Origin of the sequence: Perlabentimonas gracilis, assembly GCF_011174675.1 — a bacterium.
GTDB classification, from domain to species: Bacteria; Bacteroidota; Bacteroidia; order Bacteroidales; family Tenuifilaceae; genus Perlabentimonas; species Perlabentimonas gracilis.
In genome coordinates this window covers 1-20,679 of record NZ_JAANIG010000013.1, presented here as the reverse complement: position 1 = coordinate 20,679, position 20,679 = coordinate 1, and the positions used below count along the sequence as shown (strand labels likewise).

The window sequence follows — 20,679 nt, the reverse complement described above, 5'->3', positions numbered from 1 at the left end:
AGTTTTTTAAACACATTATTATTCATCAACAAAGCATTTGGTTTTAGCTTTATTCCCCAAATTTATTCAGCACTTGTAACAAAAGCCTCCGCCAAATCGTCTTTTCTTTAATTATTTAAGCTTAAAAATTTAAACTATGATTAAAACAAATGAATTGTCCAAGGTTTTTCGAACCGATGAGGTTGAAACAACCGCCTTGAATAAAGTTTCTTTAGAAATTAAAAAAGGAGAATTTGTTGCTATAATGGGCCCTTCGGGTTGTGGTAAATCAACACTACTTAATATCCTCGGTTTGCTTGATAACCCATCTGGTGGTGAATTCTATTTTGATGGTATAGAGGTGTCTAAGTTCAAGGAGAAACAACGGACAAATATGCGCAAGGCAAATATTGGGTTCGTTTTCCAGAGTTTTAACTTGATAGATGAGCTAACCGTATTCGAAAATGTTGAGTTGCCACTTCTCTATATGAATGTTTCCTCATCGGAAAGGAAGAAAAAGGTAGAGATGGTTCTTGAAAGGATGAAAATTTCTCACAGAAAAAAGCATTTTCCACAGCAGCTATCGGGCGGACAGCAGCAGAGAGTAGCCATTGCCCGAGCCGTTGTGGCTAACCCAAAGTTAATCCTTGCCGATGAGCCTACCGGTAACCTCGATTCGGCCAATGGCGAAGAGGTTATGAGTCTTTTATCAGAGCTAAATAATGAGGGAACTACCATCGTTATGGTTACGCACTCCCCAAGCGATGCCGAGAAAGCCCATCGCATTATCCAACTTTTCGACGGACATATAGTTACCGAAAATATTAAAAAAATTCTATAAAAGAGATAAAAACTATGCTTATAAAAAATTATTTAGTAAGCGCTTATCGTAACCTTATACGTAACCGATTCTTCTCAATCATCAATATCTTAGGTTTAACCATAGGTGTTGTTTCAGCTATACTGGTACTTGTTTATGTAGCCGAGGAAAGCGCTTTCGATAAGCACCACTCAAAACACGAAAGAATATATCGATTAGTATCCAATTTTCACGTTAACAACAAGCAGGATCTGTTTGCCCTATCGTCTCATTCCATTGCACCAACCCTTAAGGATGAGTATGATGAAATTGAGGAATATGTTAGGTTCATTCCTACTGATAATTTCTTTTTCCGTTACCATGGAGCCGATTTTAACGAGGAGGATTTCTACTTTGCCGATTCAACAGTTTTCAAAATTTTCGACCATAACTTCCTGCTGGGCGATCCTACAAGTGCTTTGAGTAGGCCGTATTCAATTGTTCTAACCGAAACTCTTGCCAAAAGACTCTTTGGGAATGAGAACCCAATAGGTAAGGTGTTGCAGGGGATGAGAAACGAGCCATTTACAGTTACGGCGGTAATAGAGGAGCTGCCACGAACATCACATTTTCGTTTTAACGCGCTGGTTTCATCGGCAACCATAAGGGAACAGATAGGCGAGGAGCGTTTTAACGACAATAGCTCAGGTTCGTTTTGGAATGTTAACGTATACTCTTACGTTTTGCTTCGAAACGGTTCACTCCCCCAAACTATCATTGATAACTATGATCATTTCAACGAAAAGTACATAGTACCTGTAGGAAATATTATTAACGGAGAGTTTACCCCCATTTTTCAATCCTTAAAAGAGACACACTTTCCCAATATATCAGGATTACAGGACGATTTCCCCATTGGCAATAAGTCAAATCTATACATTTTTTCGTTCGTTTCACTATTCATACTGATAGTTGCCTGCATAAACTATATGAATATGGCTACGGCACGCTCGGTAAATAGAGCAAAGGAGGTGGGCTTACGAAAAGTTGTTGGCGCGGGCAAAGGTAAGCTAGTTCAACAGTTTATAAGTGAATCGTTACTCATCTCATTCATAGCAGGAGCGCTAGCATACTTAGTTGCAGCAGCAATACTTCCTTGGTTTAATAATTTAACCGAAAAGGAGATCTCTCTTGCTGAGCTGTTTAATCCAACGTTTATTGGTGGAACAGCACTAATTGTCCTGTTCGTGGGACTTGTGGCGGGAAGCTATCCAGCTTTCTTCCTTTCTTCCTTTTCTCCGGTAAAGGTTTTAAAGGGTACTGCTGATAAAGTAAAGGGAAAAGTAGGTGTACGCAAAGTATTGGTATTGTTTCAGTTTACTATATCAATTGTTATGATTGTAGCAACTTTTGTTGTTAGCCAGCAGCAGAACTATATCAGGAATAAGGATATGGGTTTCGACAAGAACAACCTGCTGGTTATAACCGATTTAGATACAGCCATAAGTAACCATATAGCACCCTTCAAAGAGGAACTCCTAAGAAATTCTTCGATTACTGGAGTTGGAGGATCCCAAATGGCATTGGGTGTAGGCAATAGTAAGATTGTAAGTCGTATTGAGCAGGATGGCGAAATGCAGGAGATGGGCATTAATCTTATTGCTTGTGATTTCGACTACTTAGAGCTTTTAGGAGTAAAACTTGATAAGGGAAGATTTTTTGATCCAGTTCTCAGAACCGACTCAACGCAAGCTTTTATTATAAATGAGACTGCAGAGCGAGCTTATGGATGGGCAGGGGAGCCCATAGGAAAGCGAATACAGTTTGGTATTAGAATGGACGGTTCGGCCAGTAGGGATGGCAGTGTAGTGGGGGTAGTTAAGGATTTTCATTACTCCTCAATTCACAATCCCATTGAGCCCTTTATGTTTTATGTATCCCCTGCGCCTCCTAGAGTGCTTAGTATCCGAATTCGTCCGGGCCAAGCAGAACAAGCCTTAACCCACGTTAAGCAAAAGTTCGATGAGTTTAAGGCCACACGCGATATAAGCTACTATTTCCTCGACCAACGTTTAGAGCAGCTTTACAGAGGTGAGCAAAAACTGGGGTGGCTTTTTAGAGCCTTTTCTTTGATAACCATTTTCATCTCATGTTTAGGTTTGCTTGGCCTTACATCATTTGTTACCGAACAGAAAACGAAAGAGATTGGCGTTAGAAAGGTTTTGGGCAGCACTAGTTTTGATATTGTTAAGCTACTTTCGGGTCAATTCTTGGGTCTGGTTCTTATGGCCAATGTTTTTGCTTGGCCTATTGCTTTTTACGCGATGCAAAAGTGGTTGCAAGGTTTTTCGTATAGAATTAACTTTGGCCAAACAGTTTTTAGTTTAGAAACTGCTATACCTCTAGTCTTGGCAAGTTTAATAGCATTGTTTATTGCTATGCTAACGGTTGGAATATTAGCTTGGAAGGCAGCCGAAAGCAATCCCGCCCAATCGTTGAAATACGAGTAATATCAAATGTAAACATTGGTTTTAAAGGCCAGCTTGTTAAGTTTTTCCTAAACAAGCAGGCCTCATTATAACTCATTAGATTTGCTTTGTAAGCGAGTTAGAACTTATTGGAATCCTTAAGCTGTTTTTATAGTTTTCTTTCTTTTAGCAAGACTATTAAAATAGGCCAAATTGTTCGTTTTCGAACACCCAGTATGCGAAAAGGAACACTTTATTACATTTAGTACCAAACGATTTATCAGATTTATAGATGAATATGTGTGTTGGTTTAATTTTTGATCAATTTTCAAAATTCTAGCGCTACTTTATTAACCGAAAGGGGGAGAGTATTTCCCAATATATTTTTTTGATGAGAATAAGTATTGAGAATCTTGGAAAGGTATACGACAATGGCAAGAAAGCGCTTGCTGACGTAAATCTTGAAATAGAAAACGGAATGTTTGGACTACTTGGTCCTAATGGTGCAGGAAAATCCACCCTAATGCGCATTCTGGTAACGCTTATGAATCCTTCCACCGGCAGGGTTAATGTAAATGGTTTCGATATTCAGAAACAACGAGGCGAGATTCGTAAATTGCTAGGATACTTACCACAGGATTTCCGCTTTTTCACAAGGCTAAGAACATGGGAGTTTCTCGATTATGCAGCAGGGTTATCTGGAATTCGAAGCGCAAAGGAGCGTTCTGCCAAAGTGGATGAATGGCTCGAAAAGGTTGGTCTTTTCGATGTGCGCGAAAGGAGTGCAAATAAGCTGTCGGGAGGAATGAAACGCCGATTAGGTATTGCCCAAGCCCTTATCGGAGACCCCAAAATTGTTATAGTAGATGAGCCAACCACAGGGCTTGATCCGGAGGAAAGAATACGTTTTCGCAACATCCTGTCGGAACTAAGCCAACGGGATGTTATCATTATCCTTTCAACACATATTGTTGGCGATATTTCTAGCGTGTGTCAATGCCTTGCACTACTTAACAACGGCCAGGTTGGATTTTATGGAACCCCCGAGGAGCTGGTGCAGAAAGCCCAAGGGCACGTTTGGCAGCTCTCCACATCTGGGTTTGAGTATGAGTTGCTCAAGGAGAAATACGCTGTTATTTCAACCATTCCATCGGATGAGGGGTGGGAGGTGCAGCTGGTTGGCGAGGAGCTCAATGGCTACAATGCAATTCCCATTGAACCAAATCTTGAGCATGCTTACGTTTACTTTATGGAGTATTTAGCGCAAAAAAAACTTGAATTACGATGAGTGCACTCCACAACCTTTTTACGGTAGCCCGTTTTGAAAGGAAAACGCTCCTGAGGAGTTGGTTTTTCAGAATTTTTGCAGCAATGGCTATCGTTGGCATCGGAATTTTCAATCTTGTTGTTTTTCTCGATAATACTGGGGTTCCATGGATTTACAGAGCCCTGCCAGCATCGTTACCCAATGCAAATCTGATAATCCTTAATCTTGGACAGGCTATAGTTGCTGTATTTCTTGCATCCGAATTTTTAAAACAGGATAGAAAAAACGATACTGTAGAGGTTATCTACGTTCGGTCGATGACAAATTTTGAGTATGTATTTGGTAAAACACTGGGCATTCTTACAGTGTTTCTTTTGCTAAATCTTGTTGTACTAATTATTGGCATAGGTTTTTCGTTTATTAGTGCCGATTCGGCGAAGGGTGTGGTTGAATTTTTCCTTTATCCAATTCTTATCAGCTTGCCAACGCTAACCTTCATTCTTGGCCTATCTTTTTTCTTAATGAGTGTGCTTCGTAACCAGGCCATCACTTTTATTATAATTCTTGGCTATATCGCCCTAACCGTTTTCTACCTAAACGATGTTTACCATCATCTTTTCGATTACATAGGCTATCGGATTCCGTTGCTAAGTTCAACCATAGGTGGTTTTGGAGACCTAAGCTCAGTGGTTTTGCACCGAGGAGTTTACTTTTTGTTAGGCCTAGCATTTATATTCTTTACTGTGTTTAAGCTAAACAGATTGCCTCAAACTCCACGTAATGCATTTTTGCCCTTGGTTTTTGCTGCCGTTTTATTCTTCAGCAGTGCATATCTCGGCTTTATGTATATCAGCCAAAAAAAGGATGTACTTGAAGAAAAGCAGGCAATGGTTGATCTCAATAATAGGTTTCTTTCTTTTCCAACGGTACGAATTTGTGAATATGACATTGATTTAAAGCACAATGGTAGTAAAATTGAGGTAAGTACTTCCATTAAAGTATCAAATGAAAATAATATTCAGGTAGATACGCTGTTGTTTAGCCTAAATCCCTCACTTACAATTTCAACTATACAGATTGATGGTCACAATGTTGAGTATTATCGGAATTTACACCTTTTGTTTATTCCTAACCAAACGCTCCCAGCAGACTCATCCAAAACAATCGAATTTAGTTATAGTGGTAGTATAAATGAAAACACGCATTTTCTTGATATACATCCCAATGAATATGATGATAACCTGTCGATGGAGCTTTTTAGAGCACACAAGCGTTTTGCTTATATTACGCCAAATTTTGTTTGTTTAACAAGCGAATCGTTGTGGTATCCTTTAGCAGGAGTAACCTATGCTACAAATAAACCTGCATATCAAAATGTTAACTTTGCCCAATTTTCGGTAAGCGTATCTACAAGGGAAAACCTGGTTGCAATATCACAAGGCGAAAGTATATCTGATAAAAACGGGAAATTCGAGTTTTCAAATACCGATCCTTTACCAAAAGTCAGTCTACTTATTGGGAACTACCAGAAACATAGTCTTAATGTTGACTCGATAGAGTATTCAATTTATACCATTAAGGGTAACGATTACTATGCTGAGCAGTTTGAAGAGCTTGGCGATACCTTACCCTCCATTATCAGGGAATTGAAAAATGAATATGAGGCATCAATAGGTTTAGGTTTTGGATTTAACCGATTAAGCTTGGCCGAGGTTCCGCTAAATATTTCTATTGATAGGCATATTTTTTCTAACGTAAGTGATGCGGTTCAGCCCGAAATAATCTTTTATCCCGAAAAAGGGGTTCTAATGGATGAAACCGATTTTACTCGACGCAAAAAGAGAGCTGAGAGGCAGATGAAATCCAACAACGAGGAGGTTACAGACGTCGAACTACAGAGTCGAATTTTCAAGCGTTTTGTAAGGGCGAATCTTATGGCCTCACCAACAGAATGGTTTGAGTTTGGTGAGCTAATGGATCGGTACACTTTTTCCTTAATACCATACTACTACAGTTTTATAACAAGTCTCGAAAGCCATAGCTGGCCCATTCTTAATTCAGCCACCGAGGTGTACTTATTAAATCGATACTTAAACTATATGCCTCAAAATACTTGGTACTTTAGGGGTATATCAAATAACGAAAAGATTAACCTCGAGTTACAACAAGCCAGCTTAAGCATGATACTTAATGAGGGGAAGAGACAAATTGACAAGGAGAAGAATTCTTTTAATCCACTTGTAATGAATGATATAGTTTTAGCTAAAGGGAATCAATTATTCTCAATCCTTCGTTCTCGCTTCAACAAAAATATTTTTGATGAATTGCTGAATGGATTAATTGCGGAGAACCATCGCCAAATCTGGTCATTCAGTGAGTTTGATAGCTTGGTAGTAAACAACTTTAATAGCTCAATTGCTAGTGAGGTTGAGAATTGGTATACCTCAACCAGCTTACCGGGTTTTATAATTAGTAATCTTCAAACCCATAAGGTTCTGGATGGCGATTATACAAAGTATCAGGTTAGGGCTAGTATATCCAATCCCACTTCTGTTGATGGTATTGTGGAGGTTTCATTCTTTTTGGGTGGTAATACTCGGAGCTTTACTAGCGAGGAACCTCGGCAACCCGATCATTTTCAAAGAATTTTCATACCTGCTCAGTCGGCCAAGGAGCTTGGTGTTGTGTTCAATAGTGAACCTATACGGATGAATATATTTACTGGAGTGTCTGAAAATTTGCCGAATACAATAGCTTTTGATCTTTCTGGATTTGATGAATTAAGGCGTAACGCAAAATTAGATGGAGTGGCTAAGATCCCGTTTTTTGATAGCGATATTAAAGAAAACGAATTTGTTGTTGACAATGAAGACGATGGCTTTGAAGTAGTACAGGAAATAGAAGAAAGCTATTTAAAATCACTCATTAATAAAGACTCAGCAAAAGAGTATAAGTACACGGGCATTCATGTATGGAACCCGCCAAATGAGTGGAAACCTGTCCTTGAGTCCGGGTTTTATGGAAAATATGTTCGGTCAGGTTACTATACTGCTTCGGGTGATGGTAGCAGATATGCCAAGTGGACACCTAATTTACCACAGGGAGCGTACTACGATGTGTACTGCCATACCGCCAAGGTAAATGTTTACTGGGGTCGCAATAAACGAAAGTCGAACTACAACTACAGAGTTTATCATGACGATGGCGTTGATGATATAACCCTAAGCGACGAGGAGCTCGATAGTGGGTGGAACTACCTTGGAACTTACTATATATCACCAGAGAATGCCAAGGTGGAGCTAACCAACAAATCGGTAGGAAGAATTATTTTTGCCGATGCCATTAAATGGGTTATGAAACAATAAAAATCAGTTTAATAATATATTACAGCCAATAATTAAAACTAAAAGGTAATCTGAATGTACTATAACACTCGAATATGAAACATTTAAAATTTATTTTTGCTCTAGGGTTTGCTTCGGTATTTGTGCTAAACTCTTATGCACAAAAAATTATCACCCTTGAAGATGCAATGCTCATTTCCCTTGAGAACAGCCCGGAGATTAGGCAGTCGAGAATTAATATGGAGCAGAGTCGAGAGCTGTTAAATGCCCAGCTGGCTAGGCTGAAATCATTCTTTTCGTTGAATGTTGCTCCCATTGAATATTCGGTTAGCGATTCATACGATGAGTATTTTTCGCAGTGGTATAAATCGGAGCGTATATCATCAAGCGGAGGATTGCTCATTGCCCAACCCATAAAGTGGACCGATGGCACCCTGTCGTTAAGAAATAATTTTGAGTACCTGAACACCAAATCGGATGTGAACAACCAGGATCCACTTAATCCTGGGACCACTACAAAAACCTACAGCGGTTTTAATAATAATTTTTTCCTTAGCTATAACCAGCCGCTGTTTACCTACAACCGAACCCAGATGAATCTTAAGAGGAATCAACTTAGCCTCGAGAATTCAACCCTTGCATACTCAATACAGATGCTTAGCATGGAGCGAATGGTTACGCAGGCGTTCTACACAATTTATCAAAAGCAGATGTCGGTTCAGATATCTTGCGAAGAGTTCGAAAATCAAAAGGTAAGCTTGGAAATTATTCGCAGTAAGGTTGAGGCTGGTCTTTCGGCTCAGGAAGAACTCCTTCAGGGTGAGCTAAACTATGCCACCAGCCAATCCAACCTCGACAATGCCCTGGTTGACCTTGAAAACTCAATGGATCAGTTTAAGCAGCTAATTGGCTTACCCCTTGATGAAAAGGTTGAAATATCAACTGATATTAACTACATCCCTGTGCTGGTAGATTTAGACAAGGCCATTGAAAATGGGCTAAGCCAAAGACTTGAACTAACCCAGCGAAAAATTGATTTAAACAATGCCGAAATGGATCTGATTGAAACCTCTGCAACCAATGAGTTTAAAGGTGATGTAAACCTTTCCATTGGAATAATGGGCAACAATGAGCAGTTCATAAATATGTACGATAAGCCCACGCGCAGCCCACAGGTTGGGGTTTCATTCTCAATTCCCATTTTCGATTGGGGCGAAAGAAAAGCGCGCATAAGAGCAGCAGAGCTCAGGGTCGAGTCAAAAGAAATTGACCTTAAGGAGCTTGAAAAGGACATCGTAATTAATATCCGAAAAATCTATCGCAACTTGCAAAACCTTTCCACTCAGATTGCCATTGCTGAGCAGAACGAAAAGAATGCCAAGCTAACATACGAGATCAATCTAGAGCGATACAAAAACGGCGATTTAACCAGTATCGATTTGGAGCGCTATCAGAACCAGCTTTCGCAGAAAAAAATAAATCTTTCCAATGCCCTTATCAACTACAAGTTGGAATTGCTTAACCTGAAAATACAATCGCTTTGGGACTTCGAGAGGAATACCTCTTTTGTGCCCTTGGAGTTCCAGCAAAACCTGCAAAACGTAAAGTAAAACATAATAGTATAAAACTACTGCAATGAGAAAACTAATAGCCATCACAGTAATAGCCCTGATGTTTTTATCCTGCAATCAATCCGACGAAGATTTGAATAAGGATATATCTGTTCCCGTTTCGGTTATGGATTTAGGGCTAAAATCTATTGAGCGTTTCATTGAGACTACTGGAAATGTTAGTCCCATTAAAGAGGCAGCCCTAAAAAGTGAAATTTCGGGTATTTACAATCTGCTAACTAACCCCAAAACAGGAAAGAAATACTCGCTGGGCGATTACGTTACCGAGGGCGATGAGATCATTAGAATTGAGGATAAAGAGTTCGAAAACAATATAAAGATAACATCACTTAAACTTAGACTTGAAATATCGAAACAGGTTTACGAGAAGCAGCAATCGCTTTACGAAAAGGGTGGTGTTACCCTTAGCGAGCTAAAAAACGCCGAGATTGACTATATCAACTCAAAATATTCTTACGAGGATGCCCTGATTAGGCTTGCTAAAATGCAGATTAAAGCACCATTTTCTGGTGTAATTGTTGAATTGCCGTATCAAACTCCGGCAACTCGCATCGATGCCAATACTGTAATGTTTAAAATTATGGATTATACCCAGCTATATATGGAAACCAGCTTGGCTGAAAAGGATTACCCTACAGTAAAGATTGGACAAGGGGTTAAGATTACAAACTATACATTGCCAAACGATACGCTTCGGGGAATAATCTCTCAAATATCACCGGCCATTGATGTTACCACCCGCTCATTCAAAACGATTATTACCATTAATAATCTCAAGTTGCTGCTACGACCCGGAATGTTTGCCAAGGGCGAAATAGTTGTTGCCAGGGTTGACAGCGCACTGGTAATTCCCAAAAACGTAATTATTTCAAAACAAAGGGGAAATACCGTATTTGTTGTGGATAAGGGGTTAGCGCAGGAAAGGTTAGTTACATTCGGTTTGGAGAACCAAACCGAGGTTCAAATCACTTCGGGATTAGAAAAAGGCGAACGGTTGGTTACAAAAGGCTTTGAAACCTTGAGAAACAGATCTAAAGTTAAAGTGGTAAGGTAAACTAAAACTCAACATAACCCAAACCAATTTACTATGAGCGAAAACTTTAAACCAATTGCCCCAAAGGAGCGAATCAAGGAGATTGACTTTGTTAGAGGATTTGCATTGCTAGGAATACTTCTTGTGAATATGGCCATTTTCCGAAGTTCAATTTTTGAAATGACCCTTGAACAACCATTTTCTGGTGGAACGCTTAATAGCATTGCAAGTGGTTTTATCTATTTTTTTGCCGAAGGAAAGTTCTACTCCTTATTCTCTCTACTCTTTGGTTTCGGCTTTAGCATCTTTTTGCTTAAGGAAAAAACCCAGCGTATCCTAATGGATTCGTTCTTCAAACGACGTATGCTTGGGCTACTGCTGTTCGGTTTAGTACATGCATTTCTGTTATGGTCGGGCGATATTCTAATTACCTATAGCCTGGTTGGGTTTTTGTTAATAGCATTTAAGCGGGTTTCTGTAAAAGGTCTAATCAAGTGGTCTGTTGGATTAATTGTTTTTATTCTTCTTTTTCAGATCCTAATTTTTGGGATAGTTGAGCTTCTACAAAACCTACCCAATATGGACTTTGTACTTGAGCAATTTGAAAAGGTTGAAAGTTCATTTGCCGAAAAGGCTCAACTTGCCAACGAGGTGTATTCGGGTACAAATTATCTTGAAATGATAAGGATGAGAACAGTTGAGTTAGCTCAGCAATACTCAGGTTTTATGGTGATTTTTCCATCGGTACTGGCTATGTTTTTAATAGGTTTAGCTTTTGGTAAGAGCGGTAAGCTCAATAGCATTAGCGAGAATAAGCCTTTCCTACGAAGAGTGTTTTGGATTAGCCTGCTAATCGGTTTGCCAATAGCAGCACTTCATCCCTTTGGTGTTTTTAACTATTCACGACTTGCTATCGATATGTCTGGCGCTTACCATATCATTGGTTTTTTTCTGGGCTCACCCATTTTAGCTTTAGCATATTTTACTGGTGGCCTTCTACTTTACAGTAGGTTTAGTCAAGTAAAAGTTTTACAAATGGTTGCATCAACAGGCCGAATGGCGCTTACCAACTATCTTTTACAAAGCATAGTATGTACAACCATTTTTTATGGTTACGGTTTGGGCCTTTACGGTAAAGTAGATGCTTTTCAGGGATTACTCATTACCCTTATAGTTTGGGGTATTCAGCTGCCCATTAGCCACTGGTGGCTTAATCGGTACAAATTTGGCCCTGCCGAATGGCTATGGCGATGGATTACCTATGGAAAAAGGATAAGCAATAAGATAAACTAGAATAAATACAGCCTGGGAGCTGTAGTTTTCAGCAATAATTGAGAATGATGAGAAGAATAACCCAATTTTCGGTAAGTAACCCCGTAACCGTTTCAATGCTGGTGCTTGGCATTCTGCTTTTGGGGTATATTTCATTCGGGAGGTTAAGCATCGATCTTTTTCCCGATATGAACGCTCCAAGGATATTCGTGGAACTTAATGCGGGCGAACGACCACCCGAGGAGATAGAGAAGCAATTTGTGGAGAGCATCGAATCGCAGGCTATAAGGCAAAAGGGGGTTGCTCAGGTTTCATCAATATGCATGGTGGGATCGGCACGAATAACGGTTGAGTACAGCTGGGGAACAGATATGGATGAAGCCTTTCTCGACCTGCAGCGTGCCCTTACCACTTTCAGCCAAAGTACCGATATTGAGAGTTTTAATATCACCCAGCACGACCCTAATGCTGCACCGGTGATGATTGTGGCCATGATGCATCCTGAAATATCGGATATGGATGAGCTGCGCAAGGTTGGGGAAAGCTATATCCGCAACGAGCTGATTCGGCTCGAGGGAATTGCTGATATTACCCTCAGCGGTACCGAAGAAAAGGAAATACAAATTGTAACCGATCCCTTTAAGCTAAAAGCTTTTGGCCTTTCAACTGGCGATATTGCTTCGGCCATTCAGAACATGAACCGTAACGTTTCGGGTGGTAGCATTATCGAAATGGGTAAAAAGTTCATTATAAAAGGCTCGGGTTTAGTTAAAACGGTTGAGGACATAGAAAATTTGGTGCTTAGCTACAGGTTGGTTAAAGATGATCCCACTTCCCCAAGTGCTACCCCGCAGAATGGAAATGAGGAACGAGTTCCCATACTATTAGCCGATGTGGCCAAAGTGAACTTTGTGAATAAACAACCGCTCAATATAGTTCGAATAAATGGCCAGCGTTGTGTTGGTTTGTCGGTACATAAAGAGACAGGGACTAATACGGTTAAAGCAGTAAATGAGCTTACAAAATCATTAGAAACAATTAAAAAAGCGTTACCTGGCTATGAGTTTATTGTGGTTCAGAATCAGGGGCGTTTTATTCAAACCTCAGTTAACGAGGTTAGGGACACAGCGCTAATTGGGATACTCATTGCCGTTTTCGTTCTTTTCATCTTTTTGCGTCGCTTAAAGGTAACAGCCATTATATCATTCGCCATTCCAATTTCTATTGTTGCCACATTTAACCTGATGTACTTTAATGGTTTAACCCTAAACATAATGACTTTGGGTGGCCTAGCCCTTGGAGCGGGTATGCTGGTTGATAATGCCATTGTGGTGGTGGAGAATATATTCCGCCATATGGAGCGGGGTATGTCGGTTAAGGAAGCTGCCATAAATGGAACGGCCGAGGTTGGTGGGGCAATAATTGCCTCTACCCTAACAACCATTGTGGTTTTTCTACCAATTGTATATCTTCAGGGTGCATCGGGTGCTCTTTTTAAGGATCAGGCGTGGACCGTTGCTTTTTCGCTTCTTGCTTCGCTTTTTGTTGCCATTCTTGTAATTCCAATGCTCTTTAAAGTGGCATTTAAAGATAAGATTACGAAGGAAAAGCTAGAGGCAGTGAATATCACCTGGTATGGAAGGGTTTTATCAATGATGCTTAATCACAAAGCGATTATTCTAATATCAGCGCTTGCTCTAATGGCTGCTACAGCCTACGTATTTCCTAAAGTAGGATCGGAGTTTTTACCCAAGAGCGCCACAAGTGAATTTAGCATTGAGGTTAAGCTGAACGAGGGCACTCAGCTAGAGCGCACTTCCGAAACCGTTAGGGCTATTGAAGGTATGCTTACCGATTTGCTAGGCGAGAGGGCTGAAATACTTTATAGTCAGATTGGCCCGAGTAATGGGTTTGGAAACGAAAAGTCCGTTTTCCAAAACGAGAATACTGCAACCATAAAGGTGGTAATCAGCAGCAACTGGGTTGATCAATCGAATAGTATAATGGCGGCTGTCGAGGATCAGCTTGGATCCATACCCGATGCCGAAATCTCAATTCTTCGCGACGAAACCGCTTTGCAGGCTACTCTCGGAACCGATGAGGCACCCCTGGTTGTTGAGGTTAAGGGCAAAAGTATTGATGTGATTAGCGATTTAACAGAGCAAGTAAAGAATAGCTTATTAAGCCTACCCAATCTGCATAATGTAAAAACCAGCGTTGAGGAGGGTGCACCAGAAATTGACGTTGTAATTGATAGGTATAAAGCAGGCATATTTGGCCTAACGGTTGATAATATCATAAATCAGCTAAAGGAAAAGCTTATGGGCAAAAGTGCTGGAAAGTACGAGCAGGGCGGCGAAATGAGCGATATAACCATTAAACTTCCCGAAATGAGCCTGTCAGAGTTTAATGCGCTTAAAATAAGCACTCAAAATGGGGAGGTTCATCTTTACGAGGTAGCGAGCCTTAAAAGTTCAGTTTCGCCCAAGCAGCTAATGCGCCGCAATCAGATCAGAATTGGTAGGGTTATGGCCTACGTTGCAAATGATATTCCATTAAATTTGCTAGTAAATGATGTAAAACAGCAATTATCAAACATTGATGTCCCTGCCGATTACCAAATAACCATTGAGGGCGAGGAGCAAAAGCGAAAGGATGCCATGGGTAGCCTTGGTTTTGCCCTTATTTTATCCATTGTACTTGTTTATATGGTTATGGCATCCACGTTTGAATCTTTATTGCATCCCTTCACCATCCTTTTATCCATACCTCTTGCCGGCGTTGGAACCATTTGGGCGTTTCTAATCATTGGAAAGCCATTAAGCATAATGGCATACATCGGTATTATTATGCTGGCGGGTATTGCCGTTAACGATTCAATTATTCTTGTTGATGCAATTAATAAATTGCGAGAAAAGGGTCTTTCGCTCCGCGATGCCATTATTAGGGCAGGGGAGAACAGAATTCGTCCTATAGTTATGACCAGCTTGACAACCATACTGGCCCTACTGCCCTTAACGCTTGGAATAGGGGAGAGCGCATCGTTACGCTCACCCATGGCCATTGCCGTTATATCGGGATTGATTACCTCAACCCTGCTAACGCTGGCGGTTATTCCTTGTCTTTACTATGTTTTTGAAATTTTAAAAGCAAAATTTTTTAAGGCTTAATTTACTTACGCTTTACGCAAATTAATAAGTAAATGGATTTTATAATAAAACGAAAAACCCTAATTGCTATGCTCTTCACAGGGCTTAGTATGCTCGGGTATATATCCTATAAGAATCTTCCAGTTGAGCTATATCCCAACGCCACTCTCCCTATGCTTTTTGTACAGGTGGGTACACCGCTCGAGGTTGACCCAAAGTATATGGAGAATCAGGCTATTATTCCCCTCGAGGGAGCTATTGGAACACTGGAGGGAATTGAGGAGATCGTTTCGTCGGCAGGGCAGCAGCAGGGAAGTATTCAAATATCCTATCAGCAGGGCACAAACCTAAAGTATGCCTACCTAAAACTTGTCGAAAAGGTTGATGAGGCCAAGAAACAGCTGCCTGAGGATTTCAGAGTTCAGGTTTTTAAATTCGACCTGGAGCAGCTGAACAATATGTTCATGACCATTCAGGTTCGTGGCAGTGGTGGTGTCGATAGGGTTAGGCAGGTGACGAATAGGGAAATAGTCGAAAAGATCAAAAATATTGATGGTGTCGCCAATGCCGAAGTTTTTGGCGGACGGGAAAAATCCATAGAGATCATTCTTGATCGTGATGTTTGTGAGGCCTACGGCATATCACCTTCCGATGTGCGATCGGCCCTGAGCAGCAATAGCAGGGCAAGAACTTTTGCCGGAAGGGTTACCCAAAACAACCAGCTTCACTTTGTAAATGTGATAGCTGAATTCGATGACCTTAACGATATTCATAACCTGGTGGTTAAGGAATCGGGGAATGTAAAATTAAAGGATATTGCCACAATCCACTTCGGACTAAAACCACAGGAAACCTATAGCCGTGTCAACGGGTTGGAATCGGTAACCATAAGCCTAACAAAGGATTCGCAGGCAAATGTTATTGATTTGGCCAATAGGGTAAAGGAGGCTATCGAAATTTTAAATCACGATTTAGGCGATAAGGAGATCGAACTGGTTGTGCAGAACAATACTGCCGAAACCATGGAGGATAATATCAACTCCATAATCGATCTAGCCCTTCTGGGAGGATTGCTGGCCATTTTTGTTCTATGGATATTTCTCAAGAATATAAGACTTGTGGTGGCTATTGCTCTGGCCATCCCAATTTCAGTATATACCGCTTTTAACTTTTTCTACGCTTTTGGGATAAGCATTAATAGCCTTACGCTATTGGGAATGGCCTTGGCCATAAGTATGCTGCTCGACAATAGCATTGTGGTATTAGAAAACATTTACCGTTTAGCATCTCAAAAAATTCACCCCGATAGGGCTGTAGTACAGGGAACCAAAGAGGTATGGCGTTCTATCTTTGCAGCTACACTTACCACCATCACGGTGTTTTTGCCATTCGTGTTTTCCGAGAATTTCTTCATAGGGCTAATTGGTAAGCACATTGGCGTATCCATAATATCAACCCTTGTTATTTCGCTAGTTGTTGCCCTTATACTAATACCCTCCATCACCCATTTTTTTCTGAAAAGAGGAGATAAAAAACCGATGCGTTTTGAAACCCTCTCCATTCACAACAGGCTAATTCAGATCTACCTGGTTTTGCTTAAAACCACTATGCGCAGCCCGGCAAAAACAGTTCTGGGTGCACTTGGTGTTTTTTTTGCTGCCCTACTTATCAGCTTAGCAGTGAGCATAACCTCATCGCAGGAGGCCGAAATAAAGGAACTTAAACTTTACGTTACGATGCCCAGCGGTAGCACCCTCGATAATACCGATGTTGTGGTTGCTGAGGCGGAGAAAAAATTAGAGGAGATAGAGGAGAAGAAAGATTTGATAAGTCAGATTTACGAGGAGGAGGCCGTGATTACCATTTCGTTGGTTGATAACTATCTTGATAAGCGAAACTATTCAATTCCAAAAATTAAAAACGAGATATCTAAACAGCTGCGTGATGTTAGTCCGGCTTCATTCAGCTGGGATCCACCAACTACCAGCAGACGATTTGGTGGGAATGAGGGTGGATTTGAAAACGACGATGGATTTGCTCGAATGCTTGGTATTGGTGGACAACGTGAAAAGGTTATTATTAGGGGTCAGGATTTCGATAGAATGTTAAGCCATGCCAACGACGTGAAGTACTACGTTGGCCAGCTAACATCGGTAAAAAAGATTGATATCCGTTTACCCGCCAAGCGACCCGAACTAACCCTTGGGCTTAACAAGCAGCTTTTAGCCTTTTACAATATTCCGGTAACCTCGGTACTCTCGGAGCTTAATAGTTTTCAACCCAATTTTTCGAGCGGGGTAACCTTTAAGCAGGATGGTGAGGAGTATGATATTCAGATAAAAACAACTGGATACAATCAGCAAAGCGAGAGGAATTTAAATGACTTAAAGGCGTTACCGGTTAGGAGTGCCGATGGAGCCATTTACGAACTACAGAATATTAGCGACTTTAATTTCACCGAAGGGTTATCGACCATTCGAAGAACAAATCAGGAAAAGCACCTTGAGCTAGTTTACGAGTTTACCAGCGAAATTCTCGATAGCAAGGATTTGCTTAATGCTGCGCGAATTGAGATTGATGAAATTGTGGCCAGTATGCCATTACCATCGGGTATAGCGCTAGAGGTTGTGCATGAGGAGAATGAGCTGGGTGAGTTTGCTTTTCTCTTGCTAATGGCTTTTGTCCTAATTTATATGATACTAGCCTCTGTTTTCGAGTCATTTACAACGCCTGTTGTTATGATGTTTTCAATCCCGTTGGCAGGCATTGGCTCTTTGGCGATGCTAATCCTAACGGGTACATCTATTCTCAACACCAACGTAATGACCGGGTTGCTTATTCTTCTGGGTATTGTGGTCAATAATGGGATAATCCTTATCGACTACTCACGGGTTTTGCGGGCAAGAGGTTACAACGAATCACGGGCACTAATGATGGCTGGACTTGCAAGGGTAAGGCCCATACTAATAACGGCTATTACAACAATAATTGCACTAATACCCTTGGCTCTTGGAAAAGCCGAGTACGTAGCTTTAATAGGTGTGCCCTTTGCAATAACCATTATCGGAGGCCTTGCCATAAGCACACTGCTTACCCTGATATTTATACCAACCCTTAATTCAGGTCTTAAATCGGCGTTGCATTGGATTTATTCACAAAGAACCATTACCAAAGTGATTCAAATTGCAGTTTGGGTTGTTGGTAGCTACTTTATCTTCACCGAGGTCGATAGCCGAATTTGGCAGATAATAAACTTCATACTATTAGTAATTGCTGTACCTGCATCAATCTTCTTTGTGCAGAACAGCCTCCGTAAGGCAAACGAAAAGCTTATTGACAAGGATGAACCGCTTTACATCAGAATAAGGAATTTAGTAAAAATTTACGAATGGGATAGCCGGTTTATGCGCGATTGGAAGGCGGGTATAGGAATTCGTAAGCGGCTCGGTATCGAGACCGAGTACAAGTCAATACAAGATTTAAGGGGGGTTATTTGGCAGATTCCTCTTGTTGGCTTTCTGATCTATTTTATTTATTTCCACTTACATAGTGCGGGTTGGGGTCTGTTTCTTCCTATTGGGCTATACATTATTGTTGTTTCGTTCCTCTATCCTTTTCAGGGTTTTTGGAACAAAACCACTGAGGGTTCTAGAATGTATTTACCCTTTGTACTAAAAGGCATCTTCCTAGTTTTCCTCTGGTTATTCCCAGCCTTTGCCCTAATGGTTTACTATTTTAAGTATAAAAATTTAGGATTGGTTATTCCTGTAGGTGTTTTTTGGTATATAGCAATTGCAATTAAAAGAACATCCGAAAGCCTATACAAGAATAAAGTAAACATCAACCGAATCACAGGCCGTTTCAAGGGCCTGAGGAAGATTTTTTATAGAATTGTTTTATCCATTCCAATTATTGGGAAGAAAAAAATTCCTTTTAAAGCCCTTAAGGGTGTTTCGCTTGATATTCGCACAGGTATGTTTGGACTTTTGGGACCCAACGGGGCCGGAAAGTCAACCCTAATGCGAATTATTTGTGGGGTTCTTGAGCAAAGCTATGGGCAAATTACCATTAATGGCATCGATCTAAGGGAAAAACGCGAGGAGTTGCAGGGCTTAATAGGATTTCTGCCTCAGGAGTTTGGAATGTACGAGAATATGACCGCCTGGGATTTTTTAAACTATATGGGGATTCTTAAGAAAATTTACAATCAACAGGAGCGGTTTGATCGCATTAATTACGTGCTTAGCGCTGTGCATATGGAGGCCAATAAGCACGACAAGATTGGCTCCTTCTCAGGTGGGATGAAGCAACGAGTTGGAATTGCACAAATTCTTTTGCATCTACCTAGAATTTTAGTGGTCGATGAGCCCACTGCCGGACTCGACCCAAGGGAAAGAATTCGTTTCCGTAACCTGCTGGTTGAGCTCAGCAAGGAGCGGGTGGTAATCTTTTCGACCCATATAATCGAGGATGTGGCCAGCTCATGTAATCTGGTTGCCGTAATGAAACGTGGCGAGATTAGGTACTTGGGTGCACCAATCGAAATGGCCAAGATTGCTAAGGATAGGGTTTGGTCGTTACGACTACCTGATGACAAGTTCGATGAGATAAAGGATAAGCTGGTGGTTATTCACCACCTTAAGGAGGGTGATTTTATTCGTTGTCGTTGCCTTGCCAAAGATCCCCCAACAGACGATGCAAAGCTAGTAAAAGCCAATCTCGAGGATGCTTACCTATACCTGCTTAGCGATGGGGAGTAAATCGATTAGTTTAAAAATTAAGCATTATGAAGCACCTAAATAGAATAAAGCTAGGTTTCGATATGGTTAGGTACAATCTTAAAATTGTATTTGCCAATAAGTTTGTGTATTTCCTAATAGCAGCCTTGGCTTTTTACCTACTGGTAATTGCCATTGCGCTTTTTTCGAGCTCAGCAAGTATGAACACTGGCGATATGTATTCGGCCCTCATCTTACCCGGTATTCTTATAATATTTTACCCCGTTATTTTTAATATCCAGAACGATAAGGATGCCCGGATGCTTGAAATAATTTTTGGTGTTCCCAATTACCGCTTCAAGGTTTATCTAGTTCGCTTCCTGATAAGCATACTAATTCTTGTTGTCCTACTTTTCTTTATGGGGAGTTTTACTGTTTTTGCCGTTCTTCGGATTCCTGTGCTCAAAATGGTTTACCAGCTTATGTTTCCACTACTTTTCCTTGCGTCTCTTGGGTTTCTTATGGCAAGCCTAACTCGCAATGCAAGCGCGGCAGCAGTAATAATGATAGTAATTGGCTTATTCTTTTGGATTATGAGCGAAGCAGTTGAGCATAGCAAGTGGAACATCTTTCTTAACCCCTTTACGGTACCAAACGATATGAGCCTTACCGTATGGAAAAACGTGATCTATCAGAACCGGTTGATGCTAGTGGTGGGTAGCGTGGTTTCGATGCTATGGTCTTTAATCAATTTGCAGCGAAGGGAAAAGTTTATTTAAAAGGTGCCCTTGTACTGCAAGTATAATCAAGCCAGATATCACGCAATTGGATAATAATTAAAAAGTTGCCGAGTTTAGGGCAGTGTTGGAATTATACCAACACTGTTTTTTGTAGTCAGATGTAACCCCCTGTTATATAACGGCTAAATATTATTTTGAGGTGCTGGAGAAGAGTTATTACCTTTGGGTATGGAAACACAAGAAAGCCTAAAGGCCTTATTGTCGGTATTTTTTCCTGAG

10 protein-coding genes are annotated in these 20,679 nt (G+C 40.7%); all 10 read left to right on the top strand.

Going from position 1 to position 20,679, the window contains the following annotated elements; all coding sequences use genetic code 11:
- Nucleotides 1-136: 136 nt before the first annotated feature.
- On the top strand, nucleotides 137-820 hold the full coding sequence (locus tag G8O23_RS07610) for an ABC transporter ATP-binding protein (RefSeq protein WP_166363409.1): 684 nt from the start codon (nucleotides 137-139) through the stop codon (nucleotides 818-820).
- Nucleotides 821-834: 14 nt separating this feature from the next.
- Nucleotides 835-3,288 carry an ABC transporter permease gene (locus G8O23_RS07605; RefSeq protein ID WP_166363407.1) on the top strand — a complete coding sequence of 818 codons (2,454 nt, stop codon included), beginning with the start codon at nucleotides 835-837 and terminating at the stop codon, nucleotides 3,286-3,288.
- 349 nt (nucleotides 3,289-3,637) lie between these two features.
- A complete protein-coding gene (locus G8O23_RS07600) occupies nucleotides 3,638-4,534 on the top strand; it encodes an ABC transporter ATP-binding protein (RefSeq protein WP_166363405.1) in 897 nt (298 codons plus the stop codon).
- The gene (locus G8O23_RS07595; protein ID WP_166363403.1) at nucleotides 4,531-7,878 is read left to right on the top strand and encodes a golvesin C-terminal-like domain-containing protein; all 3,348 of its coding nucleotides are present in this window, start codon (nucleotides 4,531-4,533) and stop codon (nucleotides 7,876-7,878) included. The genes G8O23_RS07600 and G8O23_RS07595 overlap by 4 nt, the downstream gene beginning before the upstream one ends.
- Before the next feature lie 74 nt (nucleotides 7,879-7,952).
- Nucleotides 7,953-9,467 carry a TolC family protein gene (locus G8O23_RS07590; RefSeq protein WP_166363401.1) on the top strand — a complete coding sequence of 505 codons (1,515 nt, stop codon included), beginning with the start codon at nucleotides 7,953-7,955 and terminating at the stop codon, nucleotides 9,465-9,467.
- 25 nt (nucleotides 9,468-9,492) lie between these two features.
- On the top strand, nucleotides 9,493-10,542 hold the full coding sequence (locus tag G8O23_RS07585; RefSeq protein ID WP_166363399.1) for an efflux RND transporter periplasmic adaptor subunit: 1,050 nt from the start codon (nucleotides 9,493-9,495) through the stop codon (nucleotides 10,540-10,542).
- 33 nt (nucleotides 10,543-10,575) lie between these two features.
- On the top strand, nucleotides 10,576-11,814 hold the full coding sequence (locus G8O23_RS07580; RefSeq protein WP_166363397.1) for a DUF418 domain-containing protein: 1,239 nt from the start codon (nucleotides 10,576-10,578) through the stop codon (nucleotides 11,812-11,814).
- Nucleotides 11,815-11,861: 47 nt separating this feature from the next.
- A complete protein-coding gene (locus G8O23_RS07575; protein ID WP_166363395.1) occupies nucleotides 11,862-14,963 on the top strand; it encodes an efflux RND transporter permease subunit in 3,102 nt (1,033 codons plus the stop codon).
- A gap of 32 nt (nucleotides 14,964-14,995) precedes the next feature.
- On the top strand, nucleotides 14,996-19,702 hold the full coding sequence (locus G8O23_RS07570) for an efflux RND transporter permease subunit (RefSeq protein WP_166363393.1): 4,707 nt from the start codon (nucleotides 14,996-14,998) through the stop codon (nucleotides 19,700-19,702).
- Between the two features lie 26 nt (nucleotides 19,703-19,728).
- The gene (locus G8O23_RS07565) at nucleotides 19,729-20,439 is read left to right on the top strand and encodes a hypothetical protein (RefSeq protein WP_166363391.1); all 711 of its coding nucleotides are present in this window, start codon (nucleotides 19,729-19,731) and stop codon (nucleotides 20,437-20,439) included.
- Nucleotides 20,440-20,679: the final 240 nt, after the last annotated feature.

What these genes read in the sequence shown, in the direction of transcription:
- G8O23_RS07610 (WP_166363409.1), top strand. Translation starts at nt 137, where the DNA reads ATGATTAAAACAAATGAATTGTCCAAGGTTTTTCGAACCGATGAGGTT.
- G8O23_RS07605 (WP_166363407.1), top strand. Translation starts at nt 835, where the DNA reads ATGCTTATAAAAAATTATTTAGTAAGCGCTTATCGTAACCTTATACGT.
- G8O23_RS07600 (WP_166363405.1), top strand. Translation starts at nt 3,638, where the DNA reads ATGAGAATAAGTATTGAGAATCTTGGAAAGGTATACGACAATGGCAAG.
- G8O23_RS07595 (WP_166363403.1), top strand. Translation starts at nt 4,531, where the DNA reads ATGAGTGCACTCCACAACCTTTTTACGGTAGCCCGTTTTGAAAGGAAA.
- G8O23_RS07590 (WP_166363401.1), top strand. Translation starts at nt 7,953, where the DNA reads ATGAAACATTTAAAATTTATTTTTGCTCTAGGGTTTGCTTCGGTATTT.
- G8O23_RS07585 (WP_166363399.1), top strand. Translation starts at nt 9,493, where the DNA reads ATGAGAAAACTAATAGCCATCACAGTAATAGCCCTGATGTTTTTATCC.
- G8O23_RS07580 (WP_166363397.1), top strand. Translation starts at nt 10,576, where the DNA reads ATGAGCGAAAACTTTAAACCAATTGCCCCAAAGGAGCGAATCAAGGAG.
- G8O23_RS07575 (WP_166363395.1), top strand. Translation starts at nt 11,862, where the DNA reads ATGAGAAGAATAACCCAATTTTCGGTAAGTAACCCCGTAACCGTTTCA.
- G8O23_RS07570 (WP_166363393.1), top strand. Translation starts at nt 14,996, where the DNA reads ATGGATTTTATAATAAAACGAAAAACCCTAATTGCTATGCTCTTCACA.
- G8O23_RS07565 (WP_166363391.1), top strand. Translation starts at nt 19,729, where the DNA reads ATGAAGCACCTAAATAGAATAAAGCTAGGTTTCGATATGGTTAGGTAC.